This is a genomic window from Streptomyces sp. NBC_00086 (assembly GCF_026343255.1).
Classification (GTDB): Bacteria; Actinomycetota; Actinomycetes; order Streptomycetales; family Streptomycetaceae; genus Streptomyces.
The window spans coordinates 7,513,350-7,528,031 of record NZ_JAPELZ010000001.1; the positions used below are offsets into that span (position 1 = coordinate 7,513,350).

Sequence of the window (14,682 nt, forward strand, 5' to 3'; positions counted from 1 at the left end):
GGCAGGGCGGTCAGCTGCGGCCGCGCCAGGGGACGGCGAACCGCTCGATCCCCCGGAGCAGGGCGTCGAGCACGATCCCGGACAGTCCGATGGCGAGGATGCCGGCGATCACCAGGGCCGTCTGGTTGTAGCGCTGGGCGTCGCGGATCATGCCGCCGATGCCGGGCACGCCGTTGATGGTCTCGGCCGCCACGACCGAGGTGTACGCGACCCCGACGGCGATCCGGATGCCGGTGAGGATCTCGGGCAGCGCGGAGGGCAGTCGCACCGACAGCAGCAGGGATGCCGGACCGGAACCCAAGGCCCGGGCCGCTTCGATGAGTTCGGCGGGCACGGTCCGGACCGCCGCCGCCGTGGCCGCGGCGATCGGAGGCAGAGCGGCGATCACCAGCAGCCAGATCTTCGGGGCCTCGTCGATGCCGAACCAGATGACGAGCAGGGAGAGGTACGCGAGCGGCGGCAGGGTGCGCAGGAAGGTCACGGCCGGCTCCAGCACCACCGCGATCGGCCGGACGGTGCCGATCAGCAGGCCCAGGGGCACCCCGACCAGCACGGCGTACGCGGAGCCGGTGCCGATGCGGCCCAGACTCACCCCGAGGTGTTCGACCAGCAGGTGGCCGCCGTAGCCGCGGACGCCGTCGTGCGTGGTGGACGCCAGCAGGAACTGCCTCCACACTTCACCGGGCGAGGGCACCAGCACCCTCGGCCACAGCTCGGCCGCCACCGCCGCCTGCCAGGCGGCGAGCAGCACGGCCAGGGCGAGGAGGCGCAGCGCGGTCCAGCGCAGTGCCTCCCGGACCCGGGCGCGGGACCGCTGCGGTGACGGGTCCGACGGGGCGCCGGGCGGGGCCGGTTGGGGTCGGACCTCGGTGGTGAGCGCGGTCATGCGGCCGCCGCCCCGGTCAGGGCGCGCAGGCGCGGGGCGACCTCTTCGCCCACCCGGTAGGCCTCTTCGAGATGCGGATAGCCCGACAGGATGAACTCGTCGACCCCCAGGGCCCGGTACTCCGCCAGCCGCGCCGCGACCTCGTCGTGCGAGCCGACCAGCGCCGTCCCGGCGCCCTCGCGGACCAGCCCGATGCCCGCCCACAGGTTCGGCGCCACCGTCAGCCGTTCGGCGTCCGCGACCCCGCCGTGCAGGGCCGCCATCCGGGCCTGCCCCGTGGAGTCCATGGCGGCGAACCGCTCCTGGCTCGCCCGGACCGCCGCCGGATCCAGCCCGGCGAGGATCCGGTCGGCCTCCGCCCAGGCCTCGGCCGCGGAGTCCCGGCTGATGACGTGCAGCCGCAGCCCGAAGCGGACCGTGCGGCCCGCCGCACGGGCCCGCTCGCGCAGCCGGCCGATCCGCGCGGCGATCGCCGACGGCGGCTCGCCCCACAGCAGTTGTACGTCGGCCTGCCGGGCGGCGACCTCCTCGGCGGCGGGCGAGGCCCCGCCGAAGTACAGCGGGACCGGGTGGCGCAGCTCCGGGTCGGTGAGCCGGGCCCCCTCGATGTGCAGGTGGGTGCCTTCGTGGTCCACGGACTTCCCGTCCAGGAGGTCCCGCAGCACGGCCATCACCTCGCCGGTGCGGGCGTAGCGCTCGTCGTGCGCCAGCCGGTCCCCGTAGGCGCGCTGCTCGGCGGGATCGCCGCCCGTCACCACGTTCAGCCCGAGCCGCCCACCGGCGAACCGGCGGAAGGCGTCCGCCTGTTGGGCGATCAGCGTCGGGCTCGCGAACCCCGCGCGGAACGCCACGAGGAAGCCGATCCGGCTGGTGTGCTGCGCGAGCGCTGCCGTCAGGATCCACGGATCCACGCAGCCCAGTCCCACCGGGGTCAACAGCGAATGGAATCCGGCCTGTTCGGCGGCGCGCGCGACCTGCGCGAGGTACGGAACGTCTGCGGGCCGGCGGGTGGCCGTACGGCTGCGTCCCTGGACGGCGGTGACCCCGCCGGGGTCGCGGCCGTCCCCGCCGGTGGGCAGGAACCAGTGCAGCAGGAGCGGATTCTCGGGCATGGCGAAACCTCGTCGGAGCAGCGTGACGCGCACCGCCGCGCGAGGATCGGGATGCGGGGCGGCAGTGACACGTGTACGGGGAAGTGCGGGCAGGAACGCGGGAGTCCGCGCGACCGGAGGCGTGGCCGGGACGGCCCTGTGGCCAGGGCTACGGCCGCCGCGAACGGCGCGGTGAAGAGCGCGGTGAAGGGTGCGCCGGGAGGCGCGGACTCATCCGTACGGAGTCAGATACGGCGGACCGGTGAGATCAACAGCCGTGCGTACGGGGGACGGCAGCCCGACAGAGCATGGTCGACACACGCAGCAGATCTACGTGACGACGCGATACGAGTACGGGGGCCATGGGTGCATCCTGTCGGTGTCCGGGCGGTATCGACAAGCGGGGTCCGGATGATGGACGAAATCGTCCCGCATTCCGGGCGGTGGAGGGATCTCGGAGACTACCGGCGGCGGTTGAACGGCAGTGTGCCGAGCACCACGGCCATGCCGCACGTGCCGGTGAGGGCGGAGAAGACCAGCCCGGCCGCGATCCCGGCGCTGAGCAGCTCGAAGGCCGGGTGCACCAGCAGACCGAGCAGCAGACCGAGGAGGACGATCGCGCCCGCGGTGAACCGGACCTGACGCTCCATGGCCCAGACCCGGCGGGGCCCCTGTGCCGGGTAGTCCAGCGGGTGCCCGTGCGCCGACCAGGAGGTGGTGCCGCCGGTCAGGCTGGTGGCCGGGATGCCGTGCCCGGCCAGGGTCCGGGCCGCGTTCTCCGAGCGGGTTCCCGAGGCGCACACCAGCAGCAGCTCGTGCTCCTCGGCGGCCTGCCGAAGCTCGGGCAGGGAGCGGCCGATCCGGTCGAGCGGGATGTTCAGCGCGCCGGGGAGGTGGCCGGAGGCGTACTCGCCCGGGGTGCGCACATCGACGATGCGGAATTCGGTCTGACGGGCGTGGGCCTGGCTGACGTCGAGGAGGGCGGGGCTGCTGCTCATGGCGAACGGGCGCCTTCGAGAGGTGAGGACCGGCGGGCCGGGTGCGGATGCGCGACGTACCGGGGATGCGGCGGGACCGCGGGCGCGCGCCGGGGCGCCGGGGTCATCGGCGCGGCGCGGGGCGGGCGGCTCGGAAGGCAGGCGTCAGCTGGGACAACAGGAGCGCGACAGGAGGCGCTGGGTGACGGCCATGGCGCGGAGCATAGACGAAGGGGCGGACCGGGCGAGTCACCCGTTCCAGCATGCGGGACGGCGGCAAGCCGCTCGGCGCCGGACGGACGACGAAAGGGGTGCGGGCCGCGGGTGAAAAGGGTGCGGGGCCACGGGATACGAACCCGTGGCCCCGCACCTCTACCGTTCGACTGCTACACGGAGCCGGCCGCAGCCGCAGCCGACGCCGGGTCGTCCTCGTCGACCGGGATGGTGACCAGCCAGCGGGTGTCCTGGCGCGGCCGCAGGTACAGCGCCCAGTACAGGGTGGCGACGGCGGTGATCCCGCCGGTCCACAGCAGGTACTGGGTCTCCTGCTGGGTGAGGATGTACGCGAACACCAGGATCAGCACGACCGGGACGGCGGGCCACAGCGGCATCCGCCAGGCGGCGCTTTCGCGGTGCGCCCCGCGGCGGCTGGACAGCGCGGCCACGGCGACCAGCAGGTACATGCCGGTCACCGAGACGCCGGTGACCCCGTAGAGGGTGTCCAGGTTGACGAAGCACATCGCGGCGCCGGGGATGCCGACGAGCAGGGTGGCCACCCACGGGGAGCCGAACCGGCCGAGCCGCGAGAGCGCGGAGTTGACGGGCGCGGGCCAGGCCTTGTCGCGGGCGGAGGCGAACAGCACCCGGGAGTTCTGGATGACCATGACGATGCCGGCGTTGACGATGGCGAGGGCCACGCAGAGGCTGACGAAGGTGCCGACGGCCGAGTTGGACCAGGCGGTCACCATGGTGCCGAGGTCGCCGGAGGTGAGGGCCGCCAGGTCGGGAGCGCCCAGGGTGATGGCGATGACGGGCACCAGGATGACGGCGGCGGAGATGGCGAGGGTGGCGAGCACGGTCCGCGGGACGTTGCGGCGCGGGTTCTCCAGCTCCTCCGAGAGGTAGACGGCCGTGGAGAACCCCTGGGTGACGAAGAGGGCGATGGCGAGCCCGGAGACGACCATCATCGCGGTGACGGTGGAGGTACCGCCGCCCTCCGCCGCCACGGTGCCGTGCACGAGGGCGCCGGCGCCCCGCTCGCTGTGGGCGAAGCCGAGTACGGCGACGAGCCCGGCGGCCACGACCTCCAGGACGAGGAAGATGCCGGTGATCCAGGCGTTGGCCCGCAGGTCGAGGAGGCCGGCGAGGGTGGCGAGCAGCATCACGGCGGCGCCGGCGGCCGGGGCCGGTACGTCGACGACGGGGGCTAGGTAGTCGGCGGTGCCCATGGCGATCACGGGCGGCACGATCATCACGACCAGCAGGGACAGGACGAAGACCAGCCAGCCCGCGAGCCGGCCGGACAGGGTGGACACCATCGCGTATTCGCCGCCGGCGCTGGGGATGAGGGTGCCCAGCTCCGAGTAGCAGAACGCGACCCCGATGCAGAGCAGGGAGCCGATGGCGATGGTGAGCGCGGTCCAGGTGCCGAGGCTGGAGAAGAGGTCCGGGACCACGACGAAGAGGGTCGAGGCCGGCGTCACGCACGAGAGGGTGAGCAGGGTTCCGCCGACGACCCCGATGGAACGCTTGAGCTTCTGGGGCACGGGACCGGTGGCGGGGGAGAGGGCCTGAGGGGCGCTGATCGTGTCAGACATCGGTGCGGTGTTCCGATCGGCAGATGCGGTGAGTGAGCGCGGGAGCGGTATCGCCTCCGAGGCGGTGGTGGGCACGTCTGGTTCGGTGGCTCCCGGGCCGAATGGAATATCCGAGAGATCCGCAGGTCAAGACCTGTTCACCTGCGGATTTCGTCGTCCGGCGGCGGGCCGGCCGCCCTGCGCGTCATGAACGCCGTGTAAACGCTGCGCGATCACCGTGTGCGATAACCGCATGTGACCGCGGGTAAATTTCCCTCCGCTTTGCCCACCCGCCGCCCTCCCGTGTCAGGGGAGGGCGGGGATCCGCTCCAGGACGCCGCCCGCGAAGACGTCGTAGAGCGGGAGCGTCTCCAAGTGGACGTAGCCGATGTGGCACTCGCAGACCGCGAGGGGGCAGGCGCGCGGGCGCAGGGCGGCCCGGTAGGAGCCGTCGTAGAGGTTGCCCAGCTCCGCCTTGACGAAGTGGCAGCGGCGGACCGTGCCGGCGCCGTCCACCGAGATCACCGAGGCGCCCGTGCGGCAGGGCAGGCCCGCCGAGCGGTGCGGGTGGCGGCTGAAGGGGAAGAGCGGGTCCAGGGCGGTCCAGTCGTCCGCTTCCGGATCGGTGTACGTGTGCCCCTCGGCCGCGTTGACCCACAGGTACACCTCGGGCGGCAGCGCGGCGCGCAGCCGGCGGGCCTCCGCGAGGTGTTCGGGCAGGCCGACCACGCCCACGCTGAACCGCACCCCGGCGGCGGTCAGTTCCCGGCACTTGCCCAGGAAGCGGTCGTACGGGGTCTGCCCCGGGTGGTACGTGCACCACAGCGCGAGCGTGTCCCGGTCGGCCTCGGCGGTCCAGCCGGTGCGGCCGCTCAGGTTGGTCTGGATCGCGACCCGGCGCACGTGCGGCAGGTGCGACAGCTCCACCAGGGCGCGCCGGTACCAGGAGCGGACCAATCCCTCGCCCCACGGGGTGAACAGGACGGACAGCCGGTCGCCGGTGTTCCCGGCGGCCCAGCCGGTGAACCGTTCCAGGGCGGCCCGGTCTGCCGTCAGCAGCTCCCGGCTGTCGCGCCGCTTGGCGAACGGGCAGTAGGGGCAGTCGTAGTCGCAGGAGGACAGCGGGCCCCGGTAGAGCACGGTCAGGTCCATCGGGGCCCCGCTCGCCGCCCCTCTCGCCGCCCCGGCGCCGGCCCCGGCCCCGGTCACTTGCGCGCGTACGCGGCCATCGTGGCCCGTACGTCCGCCGAGAACAGTGCCGGGCCCGCCGCGTCCGAGTGCGCCAGACCCTCCGGGGAAAGCCGCAGCAGCTCCGGGTCGTCCACGAGCCAGCCGCGCTCCGCGAAGGCCGACAGCTCCGCCGGGAAGTCCTCCCACGGACCGCTCCCGAACCGCTCCCGGTACTCGCCCACCGGCATCCCGCGCGCCTGGAGGAGGGACTGCAGGAGGTGCCTGCGCCGGGCCTCCTGCCCGTCGATCCACCGGCCGTGCTCGGCCCGCGCGAAGTCCTCCTCCGGGCGGCTCACGTAGTCGTCGATGATGCCGCGGATCTCGCTCATGCCGACCGCGTAGTCGAAGGAGTAGTGCAGCCCGGCCGTGTAGGAGCGGGCCCCGCAGCCGAGACCGATCATGCCGTCGGTCTGACAGGCGTGGTCCTCCGGGCCCACCGCGGGCGCGTCGGCCCGGCGGAACATCCGCATCGACACCTGCTCGTACCCGGCGGCCAGCAGGTGGTCCCGCCCGGCCCGGTACAGCCGCAGCCGCTGCTCGTCCCACCCGGCGGCCGTGGACTCGCCCGGCCTGCGCCCCAGGCCCGTCAGGGGGCGCACGTACAGCGGGTAGAGGTAGAGCTCCTCGGGGCGCCAGGCGAGGGCCGCGTCCAGCGAGAGGCGCCAGCTCTCCTCCGTCTGCCCGTCGATGCCGTAGATCAAGTCGATGTTCAGGACCGGTATCGCCGCGTCCCGGATCCTCGACAGGGCCGCCTCCACCTCCGCCCGCTTCTGCGGACGCACGGCGGAGCGGGCCTCGGCGGGCACGAAGCTCTGTACGCCCAGGCTGAGCCGGGTCGTTCCCCGGTCGGCCAGTACGGCGAGCCGGTCCGCCGTGGCCGTGGCCGGCGAGGCCTCCACCGACAGCGGCACCGCCCGCAGGTCGGCGCCCGCGGTCTTCTCCGCGATGTCGCAGAGCCGCTCCAGCTCGGACGCCGTCAGGAAGGTCGGGGTCCCGCCGCCGAAGGCCGCCGCCGCGAACCGCACGGGCTCCGCGTCGCCCAACGCATTCCGCACCGAACGGGCTTGCCGCTCCAGCGCGTCGAGGTAGGCCGTGGTCAGTCCCTCCGGCGCACCGATCCGGGTGAAGAGGTTGCAGAACCCGCAGCGCACCTCGCAGAAGGGGACGTGGAGGTAGAGCGAGAGGGCGTCCTTGGGCTGCTCGGCCCACAGTGCGCTCAGTTCCGGCCGCTCGGGCAGGGGGCGGTACGCCGTCTTGTGCGGGTAGGCGTAGACGTAATTCTCGTAAGGGGTCGGGCTGTTCACAGGAGTCATCGGAGTCATCGGGGGCATCGGGGATATCGCGGTCATGGGGATCATCGGGGGCCGGGCTCCTCGTGGTTCAGGTGGAACTGTGCGTACGGGATCGTCCAGACCGCCTCGTGGGCGAGCCGGTGCCCCGTGTACCCGTCCTCCCCGTACGTGGTCCCGTGGTCGGAGCAGACGATCGCGAAACAGCGGCGCCGTGATCGCATCGCGGCGAAGAGCCGTCCGATGTGCCGGTCGACGTACTCCAGCGCGGCCGCGTGCGTCTCCCGGGAGTCGCCGTCCGCCGCGGTCGCCCCGGGGGAGTGGAACCAGTTGGGCTGGTGCATCGCCGACACGTTCAGGAAGAGGAACAGCCGCCGGTCGTGAGGCAGTTCGGCCACCACTCGCTCGACGCGGGACACCTGGGCCTCGAAGGAGGTGGGTGACGCCACCCCGAACTCCGGTTCCCAGTGCGACTCCTGGAACATCCCGGGCAGTACGGAGCCCAGCGCGGCCGCCTTGTTGAAGAAGCCGACGCCCCCCACGCACACGGTCCGGTAGCCCGCCCCGGCCAGCCCCGACACCAGGTCCGGGGTGTCGAAGACCCAGGTGCGCCCGGCCGTGGTCTCACTGCCCGGGAAGCGGGCGGCGAACAGCCGCGGATGCGGGCCCGGCCCGTCGGGAGTGGGCAGGAAGCCCGCGAACATGGCCTGGTGGGAGGCGTAGGTGAAACTCCCCGGCGCGTGCCGCCGCTCCCACGCCCCGCCGGGCAGGTGCGCGGCCAGGTTCGGGATCCGCCCCTCGGCGGCAAGACGCGCGGCCACGTCGTGGCGCAGCGTGTCGAGGGTGACGAGCAGCAGGTCGTCGCGGCCGACGACCTCGTTCATGTCAGGGGTGGACGGGGGCGCGTGCATGCGGTTCCTGTCGTACGGCGGCCACTTGGGCCGCATAGGTGTCCAGGCCTTCGGCGGGCGAGCCGGGCAGTCCCGTCAGCCGGGGCAGCAGGTCCCCGAAGGCGTTGACCTCGCCCACGGCGAAGCCCCGCCAGCCGAGGGCGGGCAGCAGATCGACCCCGACGCACAGGGTGCGCGGGAAGGCGGCGGCCGCCCGTTCGCAGACGGCGAGCGCGTCCGTCTCCCAGTGGCCGCCCGCCGCCGTCACGGCGGCCACGGCCGCGTCGAGATCGCCGCGGGCACCGCCGAGGTGCAGGTTCGTGAGCGGACCGGCGGCCGTGCGGACCACGGCGTGGGTGGCCCGGCCGGCGATGACGACCACCCGCAGATCGGCCGAGCGCCCCTGCTGGGAAGCCTTCGGCAGCCACCGCTCGATGTGCAGGCCGTCGGGGGCCAGGGCGTCGACGATGGCGCCGATCACCCGCTCGTCCTCGTACCTCCGCAGGCGCAGCGAGTTGTGGAGTGCTCCCGAAGGGGCCCGTTCCACGGAGGTCGTGGCGCGGATCCGGCCGCCCGCGCCCGTCTCCACCGCGAGCACCCCGGAGGCCGAGGAGCCGTGCGCGAGCTTCACGAACGCCCGCCGGTAGCCGGGGAGTTCGAGCACCCCCCGGACCTCCTCCCAGCCGCGCACCGGGGTGCGGACGGCGTCCGGTCCCGAGGTCGGGGAGGCCGGTACGGGAATCCCGGCGGCCGCCAGCACCCCGTGGCAGAGCCGCTTGTCGAACAGCACTCCGAGGTCGTCGGGGTCGCTCGTCAGCGTGCCGCCGGCCGACCGCACCCCCTGCGCCACCGTGTGCACCACCTCGGTGAACCGGCGGTACCAGAGCCCCGTGCCCTCGACCCGGGTGGTGTCGGCGGTCCCGCGCAGCAGCCCCTCCACCTCGGGGTCCTCGCCGGGGGAGTCGATCCGCACGTTCTCGCCCGCACGGAAGACGGCCCGGCCGGTCAGCACGTCCCGCCACGGAACCACCCGTGGTTCGGGCAGTCCGGCGGCGCGCACGGCCTCCTGGAAGAGGGCGACCCGGCGGTTGCCCGGATTGCCGACGACGGCGAAGGCCGCGGGAGCCGTACGCGTCACTCCGCGACCGCGACGTAGCGGTACTCGGCGTCGTCATCGACGTCCGCGGTCTGGGGGTCGCTCAGGTCCACCTCCACGCCGTGGGGGGCGAGCGCCGCGCTCAGCCGCTCCCGAAGCGGTGAGCCGACGTAGTGGTGGTGCAGGTCGAGCTTGGTGAGATGGGTGAGGGGGCGCCCCGCCAGCAGGGCCCGGGCGCCTGCGTCGGTCAGGACGCCCATGGAGAGGTCGAGCACCTCCAGCCGCTCCACGATCGGAGCGGTGGCGAGCGCCGCCGCGACCGCGTCCTGGATCGCGCTGTTGCGCAGCGCGAGCCGGCGCAGTGCGGGCAGCCGCTCGCCGCTCAGGAACGGCTCCAGGTCGCCGACTTCGGCATCCCCGCCGTAATCGGGGGTGCCCAGCCACAGGTCGAGTTCGGTGAGGGCGGGGAACTCGCTCCGCGCGACCCCGGCCACCGCCTCCTTCGGGAGTCCGCCGGCCTCCAGGCGCAGCACGCGCAGCGCCGCGTGCGCCACGGGCGGGAAGACCAGGCCTTCGCCGCCGCGCACTCCGAACTCCTCCAGCGCGGGATACGCCGGCAGCAGCGGACCCACGTCCGACTGCTGGATCCAGGAGATCTCGCACTCCTCGAAGGTGATGTCACCGACGAACAGCGCCCGCAGAGCGGGGAACTTCGGAGCGGCTTCGACCAGCGCCTCGACGATCCCGGCGCTGGAGGCCTCGTACGCATCGGACCAGCCGCCCACGATCAGGGCCCGTACCTGCCGGGTGTCCACGGACTCGGTGAACCGGCCGAAGGCCTGCGCCCACTCCTCCTCGGCGTCGTACGTCGCCACCGAGATCCGCCAGGCCACGTCCCCCGGCTCGGGCAGCGCACGGGTGTCCTTGGGCCCCGGGAAGTCGAAGGCGGGCAGGCCGCCGAGCTCGCTCAGGTGGGTCCCGATGGTCATGTGCCCAGCTCCTGACGGTATGGCGGGCGGTGGTGCCCGGCCGTGCGGTGTCGTCCGACGACAGTTCTACCAAGCACCACCGACAGCCCTTGCGGCCGACCACCGACCGCCGACTGCCGACTGCCGACTGCCGACTGCCGACTGCCGACTGCCGACCGCCGACCGCCGACCGGCGTCGGCTCAGCGCAGCCCGGCTTTCCTCAACCACTCCATCCGGAACTCCCAGGTCTCCAGGGCGTCGCACTTGCGGGGGCAGCCGCAGGCGCCCTCGGCGAGGAGCTCGGCGCGCAGCGCCGCCGAGGCCCCCGGGTGATGGACGACGAGCCGGCGCACCGAGAAGTCCGGCCGTCTCCAGAACCGACGGGGGGAGGCGGCCCGTTCCGCTTCGGCCAGGGCGCGGAGCACCGGGTCGTCCGCCGCCGGGTTGAGCAGGACGCTCGACCGTACGCAGGCCTCCTCGTCGCGGGCCAGCCGGAGCAGGACGTCGGACGGAGCCGCGAGGCTCTGCGCGGTGTACAGCCGCACGGGCATGATGTCGTCCCCGGCGAACTCGCGCAGCCGCTCGGCCGCGACCCCGGGGTCGCGGGCCTCCTGGACGCAGGCGTAGCCGCGCATCCGTTCGGCCGCGCCGCGGATCTTCCTGGGTGTCATGCGCCCGATGCTGCCACGGCGTGAAATCCGCCGGCCACGAAAGCCGGTGGGCGGCCCTCCCGAGGGAGGACCGCCCACCGGTGTCCGGTGTCCGGTCAGCGCTTGCGGTAGCCGCGCGCATCCTCTGCGGCGGCCAGGACGGCGTCGAGGTCGCCGCCGATCGCCGAGGTCAGCGTGATGGCCACGGCGCCCTCCAGGAACGGCGCGTCCACGATCCGTGCGCCTTCGGGCAGTTGCGAGGGCTCTTCGCCGAGCAGGGCGTTCACCGTCAGCACCGCGCTTCCCATGTCGCAGAGCACCGCCACGCCCCGGCCCTCGTCCACCGAGCGCGCGGCGGCCGTGATCAGCTCCGCGCTGGTGCCGATGCCGCCGTCGGGGGTGCCGCCCGCCACCGCCAGCGGAGCCGGCTCGACCGAGCCGATCAGCGCGCCGGCCAGTGCCGCCACGGACTCCGCGACCGCCTTGCTGTGCGAGACGAGCACGATGCCGACGCGGCCGGTACGGGCCTTCGGTGCCCGCGCCGGTTCCTCCACCGGCGCCTCGGCGGCGGCCGGCTCCGCAGGGGCGAGTTCCGCCTCGGGCGCGTCCACCGCGGAGCGCAGCGCCTCCATCAGCAGGGCCACGGAGTTCGCCCCGGCGTCCTGGTGGCCGATGCTTCGCTCGCCGAGGTAACTGGCCCGGCCCTTGCGGGCTTCGAGCGGCTCGGTGGCGTCGGCCCCCGCGCGGGCCGCCCGTACGGCTTCGTCCAGGGCTTCGCGCAGCGGCCGGTCCGCCTCGGCGGCTTCGGCCAGCGCCGTCACCGCGGGAGCCAGGGCGTCCACCAGGGTGGCGTCGCCGAGCTCGGCGCCGCCCAGCTTCTGCACCGACTTCAGCCCGGCGCCGAGCGCGGCCCCCAGCTCCGCCACCGTCGGCGCCCCGGTGTCGCCGAGCACCTTGCCCGTGCGGCGCAGCGCGGTGCCGAACAGCGGGCCGGAGGCACCGCCCACGGTGTTCGTCAGGGTGGTGCCGGCCAGCGTCAGCAGGGCCCCCGGGGTGGCGGGCCGCTGCTCGGCCACGGCCGCGCCGACGGCGCCGAAGCCCCGTACGAGATTGGCCCCGTGGTCCCCGTCGCCGATGACCGCGTCCAGCTCGGTGAGGCGCGCGCTGTCCCGCCGTACGAGCCGGTTGGTCTCGGCGATCCAGCGGCGGAAGTAGGCGGTGTCCAGCACGGCGGCCTCGGTGGAGTGGGGCGCGGAGGTTGTCGGGGTGGCGGGCGTGGCGGTCATGGAGAAGGGCTCCTGGAGAGTGTCGGGAGGGGGAGGGCGGGCGGGGTCAGCAGCCCCAGCGCAGGGACGGGGTGTCGACCGGCGCGTCCCACAGGCGCAGCAGCTCCTCGTCGGCGCGGCACAGGGTGAGGGTGCAGCCGGCCATGTCCAGGCTGGTGACGTAGTTGCCGACGAGGGAGCGGGCCACGGTGATCCCGCGCTCGCCGAGCACCCGCTCGACCTCCGCGCGCATGATGTACAGCTCCACGGGCGGGGTCCCGCCCAGGCCGTTGACGAGGAGGATGACGGGGGCGCCGGCGGCCTCCGGGAGGTCGTCGAGGATGGCGTCGAGCATCGCCTCGGCGGTCTCGGCGGCCGTCATGAGCCCCCGCCGCTCGCGGCCCGGCTCGCCGTGGATGCCGATGCCCAGCTCGATCTCGTCCTCGCCGAGGGTGAAGTTGGGGCTGCCCTTGGCGGGGGTGGTGCAGGAGGTGAGCGCGACGCCGTAGCTGCGGGCGTTCGCGTTGACCTTGCGGGCCACCGCGGCCACCTCGGCGAGCGGGGCGCCCTCCTCGGCGAGCGCGCCGGCGATCTTCTCCACGAACAGGGTGGCGCCCGTGCCGCGGCGGCCGGGTCCGTGCTCGGTCCGCGCGACGGCCACGTCGTCGTCCACGACGACCTGCTCGACCTCGACGCCCTCGTCCTCGCAGTCCTCCGCCGCCATCGTGAAGTTGAGGATGTCGCCCGTGTAGTTCTTCACGATGTGCAGGACGCCCGCACCCGCGTCGACCGCGCAGGTGGCGGCCGCGATGTTGTCCGGCACCGGGGAGGTGAACACCGGGCCGGCCACGGCCGCCGCCAGCATGCCGCGCCCGACGAACCCGGCGTGCAGCGGCTCGTGCCCGCTGCCGCCGCCCGACAGCAGCGCGACCTTCCCGGCCGGCTCCCCGGCCGCTCCGGCGGCCCGCGTGACGATGCCCTTCTCCGCCTCGACGCGGAGCCCCGGGTGAGCGGCGGCCATTCCGCGCAGTGCGTCGGCGACGACACTCTCGGGGGAATTGATGAGCTTCTTCACGGGGGCCTCTTTCCTTGAAAGGGGAAGGCGGGACGGGGAACTCGGCACGCCGGTCCGGGGCGGAAATAGGAATTGCGGGACGGTATTAAGTCGGCACCGTCGCCGATCCGCCACCGCTTCCGGGGCACTTGGCTGGAACTTTACTCTGGTGAACCTGCGGAACAGCTGGGGTCCTTGGTCCCGGATTCGGCCGCAGAAGGGCCCGTTCGCAAGGGGGACCGTGCATATCTCGGGCCCGGCCGGAATCCGTGATAGGGATGAATAAGCAAGCGGAAATGAATTCGCAATGAGGAGGATTCACGTGAAGACCGTCGGTACGCGCATGATGATCAGCCCGCCCAAGTACGTGCAGGGCGCCGGGGCGATGAACGACCTGGGCGAGCACACGGCCCGCCTCGGGACGAACGCCGTGGTCCTCGCGGACAAGGGCGTCTGGGGCTTCGTGGACACGGCCGTCACCGCTTCCCTTTCCGGAGCGGGGGTCAAGCTGACCAAGGAGGTCTTCGGCGGTCTCTGTACCCAGAAGGAGATCGACCGGGTCGCCGCGGCCGCCCGGGACGCCGGCGCGGACGTCATCATCGGCATCGGCGGCGGCACGGCCATCGACACCGCGAAGGCCGTGGGCCACGCCCTCGGCGACATCGCCGTCGTGTCCGCGCCCACGGTGGCCTCCACCGACGCGCCGACCAGCGCGCTCGCCGTGATCTACACCGAGTCGGGCGCCTTCGAGCGCTACTCCTTCTTCCAGCGCAACCCCAACCTGGTCCTCGTCGACACCGCGCTCGTCGCGGGTGCGCCGAGCCGTTTCATCGTCTCCGGCATGGGCGACGCGCTCGCCACCTGGTACGAGGCCCGGGTCTGCGTGGCCGCCAACCGGGTCGCCATGGCCGGCGGTCTCGCCACCGAGGCCTCCCTCGCGCTCGCGCGGCTCTGCTGGGAGACCCTCATGGAGTACGGCCCCCAGGCCCGGCTGGCCGCCGAGGCGCACGTGGTCACCCCGGCGCTGGAGAAGGTCACCGAGGCCAACACGCTGCTCTCCGGCCTCGGTTTCGAGTCCTGCGGCCTCGCCGCCGCGCACGGCATCCACAACGGGCTGACCGTCTCGCACAAGGTGCACGGCATGATGCACGGCGAGAAGGTCAACATCGGCACCCTCGCCCAGCTGGTCCTGGAAGGCGCCCCGACCGACGAGCTGGACACCTACCTGCGCTTCAGCCGCGCGGTCGGTCTGCCGACCACCCTCGCCGAGATCGGTCTCGGCGACCCGGACCGCGAGGAGCTCCTCGCCATCGGGCGCGCGGCCACCGCGGAGGGCGAGACCACGCACAACATGCCCTTCCCGGTGTCTCCGGAGATGGTCGCCGACGCCCTGATCGCGGGCGACTCCTACGCCCGCGCCTACGCCAAGAGGTAGCCGCGGCAGTCAGGGCGCGGGCGGCCCAAGGGCTGCCCGCGCCCTACGGGGCCG

Annotated in this window: 13 protein-coding genes and 1 pseudogene; 1 reads left to right on the top strand and 13 read right to left on the bottom strand. The window is 73.5% G+C overall.

Going from position 1 to position 14,682, the window contains the following annotated elements; translation table 11 throughout:
• Nucleotides 1–10: 10 nt before the first annotated feature.
• From OG276_RS34045 to dhaK, 13 genes and pseudogenes are all read right to left on the bottom strand, one after another.
• Nucleotides 11–886: an ABC transporter permease gene (locus tag OG276_RS34045; RefSeq protein WP_266911346.1), complete on the bottom strand. Its 876-nt coding sequence runs from the start codon at nt 884–886 to the stop codon at nt 11–13.
• Nucleotides 883–1,998: an LLM class flavin-dependent oxidoreductase gene (locus tag OG276_RS34050; RefSeq protein ID WP_266911348.1), complete on the bottom strand. Its 1,116-nt coding sequence runs from the start codon at nt 1,996–1,998 to the stop codon at nt 883–885. The genes OG276_RS34045 and OG276_RS34050 overlap by 4 nt, the downstream gene beginning before the upstream one ends.
• Nucleotides 1,999–2,438: 440 nt before the next feature.
• A complete protein-coding gene (locus OG276_RS34055) occupies nt 2,439–2,975 on the bottom strand; it encodes a rhodanese-like domain-containing protein (protein WP_266911350.1) in 537 nt (178 codons plus the stop codon).
• 365 nt (nt 2,976–3,340) lie between these two features.
• Complete coding sequence (locus tag OG276_RS34060) at nt 3,341–4,771, bottom strand: APC family permease (RefSeq protein WP_266911352.1); 1,431 nt, start codon at nt 4,769–4,771, stop codon at nt 3,341–3,343.
• Nucleotides 4,772–5,056: 285 nt separating this feature from the next.
• Nucleotides 5,057–5,902, bottom strand: coding sequence for an STM4011 family radical SAM protein (locus OG276_RS34065; protein WP_266911354.1), 846 nt, complete (start codon nt 5,900–5,902; stop codon nt 5,057–5,059).
• A gap of 53 nt (nt 5,903–5,955) precedes the next feature.
• Nucleotides 5,956–7,293, bottom strand: coding sequence for an STM4012 family radical SAM protein (locus OG276_RS34070; RefSeq protein ID WP_266911356.1), 1,338 nt, complete (start codon nt 7,291–7,293; stop codon nt 5,956–5,958).
• 41 nt (nt 7,294–7,334) lie between these two features.
• Nucleotides 7,335–8,153 (bottom strand): STM4013/SEN3800 family hydrolase, encoded by an 819-nt coding sequence (locus OG276_RS34075; RefSeq protein WP_266913352.1) that lies wholly within the window; start codon nt 8,151–8,153, stop codon nt 7,335–7,337.
• A gap of 1 nt (nt 8,154) precedes the next feature.
• A complete protein-coding gene (locus tag OG276_RS34080; protein WP_266911358.1) occupies nt 8,155–9,297 on the bottom strand; it encodes an STM4014 family protein in 1,143 nt (380 codons plus the stop codon).
• Nucleotides 9,294–10,244, bottom strand: coding sequence for an STM4015 family protein (locus tag OG276_RS34085; RefSeq protein ID WP_266911360.1), 951 nt, complete (start codon nt 10,242–10,244; stop codon nt 9,294–9,296). The genes OG276_RS34080 and OG276_RS34085 overlap by 4 nt, the downstream gene beginning before the upstream one ends.
• A gap of 180 nt (nt 10,245–10,424) precedes the next feature.
• Complete coding sequence (locus OG276_RS34090) at nt 10,425–10,895, bottom strand: hypothetical protein (protein ID WP_266911362.1); 471 nt, start codon at nt 10,893–10,895, stop codon at nt 10,425–10,427.
• Between the two features lie 95 nt (nt 10,896–10,990).
• Complete coding sequence (locus OG276_RS34095) at nt 10,991–11,506, bottom strand: PTS-dependent dihydroxyacetone kinase phosphotransferase subunit DhaM (protein ID WP_266913354.1); 516 nt, start codon at nt 11,504–11,506, stop codon at nt 10,991–10,993.
• Nucleotides 11,495–12,103 (bottom strand): annotated as a pseudogene (gene dhaL, locus OG276_RS34100) (dihydroxyacetone kinase subunit DhaL); the annotation flags it as partial. The gene OG276_RS34095 and the pseudogene dhaL, both read right to left, overlap by 12 nt.
• 103 nt (nt 12,104–12,206) lie before the next feature.
• Nucleotides 12,207–13,214: a dihydroxyacetone kinase subunit DhaK gene (gene dhaK, locus OG276_RS34105; protein WP_266911364.1), complete on the bottom strand. Its 1,008-nt coding sequence runs from the start codon at nt 13,212–13,214 to the stop codon at nt 12,207–12,209.
• Between the two features lie 301 nt (nt 13,215–13,515).
• Here dhaK and OG276_RS34110 point away from each other — a divergent pair, with 301 nt between their 5' ends.
• On the top strand, nt 13,516–14,628 hold the full coding sequence (locus OG276_RS34110; RefSeq protein WP_266911366.1) for a glycerol dehydrogenase: 1,113 nt from the start codon (nt 13,516–13,518) through the stop codon (nt 14,626–14,628).
• Nucleotides 14,629–14,682: the final 54 nt, after the last annotated feature.

Coding starts and splice junctions, on each gene's coding strand:
- OG276_RS34045 (WP_266911346.1), bottom strand. CDS start 886: ATGACCGCGCTCACCACCGAGGTCCGACCCCAACCGGCCCCGCCCGGC.
- OG276_RS34050 (WP_266911348.1), bottom strand. CDS start 1,998: ATGCCCGAGAATCCGCTCCTGCTGCACTGGTTCCTGCCCACCGGCGGG.
- OG276_RS34055 (WP_266911350.1), bottom strand. CDS start 2,975: ATGAGCAGCAGCCCCGCCCTCCTCGACGTCAGCCAGGCCCACGCCCGT.
- OG276_RS34060 (WP_266911352.1), bottom strand. CDS start 4,771: ATGTCTGACACGATCAGCGCCCCTCAGGCCCTCTCCCCCGCCACCGGT.
- OG276_RS34065 (WP_266911354.1), bottom strand. CDS start 5,902: ATGGACCTGACCGTGCTCTACCGGGGCCCGCTGTCCTCCTGCGACTAC.
- OG276_RS34070 (WP_266911356.1), bottom strand. CDS start 7,293: ATGACTCCTGTGAACAGCCCGACCCCTTACGAGAATTACGTCTACGCC.
- OG276_RS34075 (WP_266913352.1), bottom strand. CDS start 8,153: ATGAACGAGGTCGTCGGCCGCGACGACCTGCTGCTCGTCACCCTCGAC.
- OG276_RS34085 (WP_266911360.1), bottom strand. CDS start 10,244: ATGACCATCGGGACCCACCTGAGCGAGCTCGGCGGCCTGCCCGCCTTC.
- OG276_RS34090 (WP_266911362.1), bottom strand. CDS start 10,895: ATGACACCCAGGAAGATCCGCGGCGCGGCCGAACGGATGCGCGGCTAC.
- OG276_RS34095 (WP_266913354.1), bottom strand. CDS start 11,506: ATGGAGGCGCTGCGCTCCGCGGTGGACGCGCCCGAGGCGGAACTCGCC.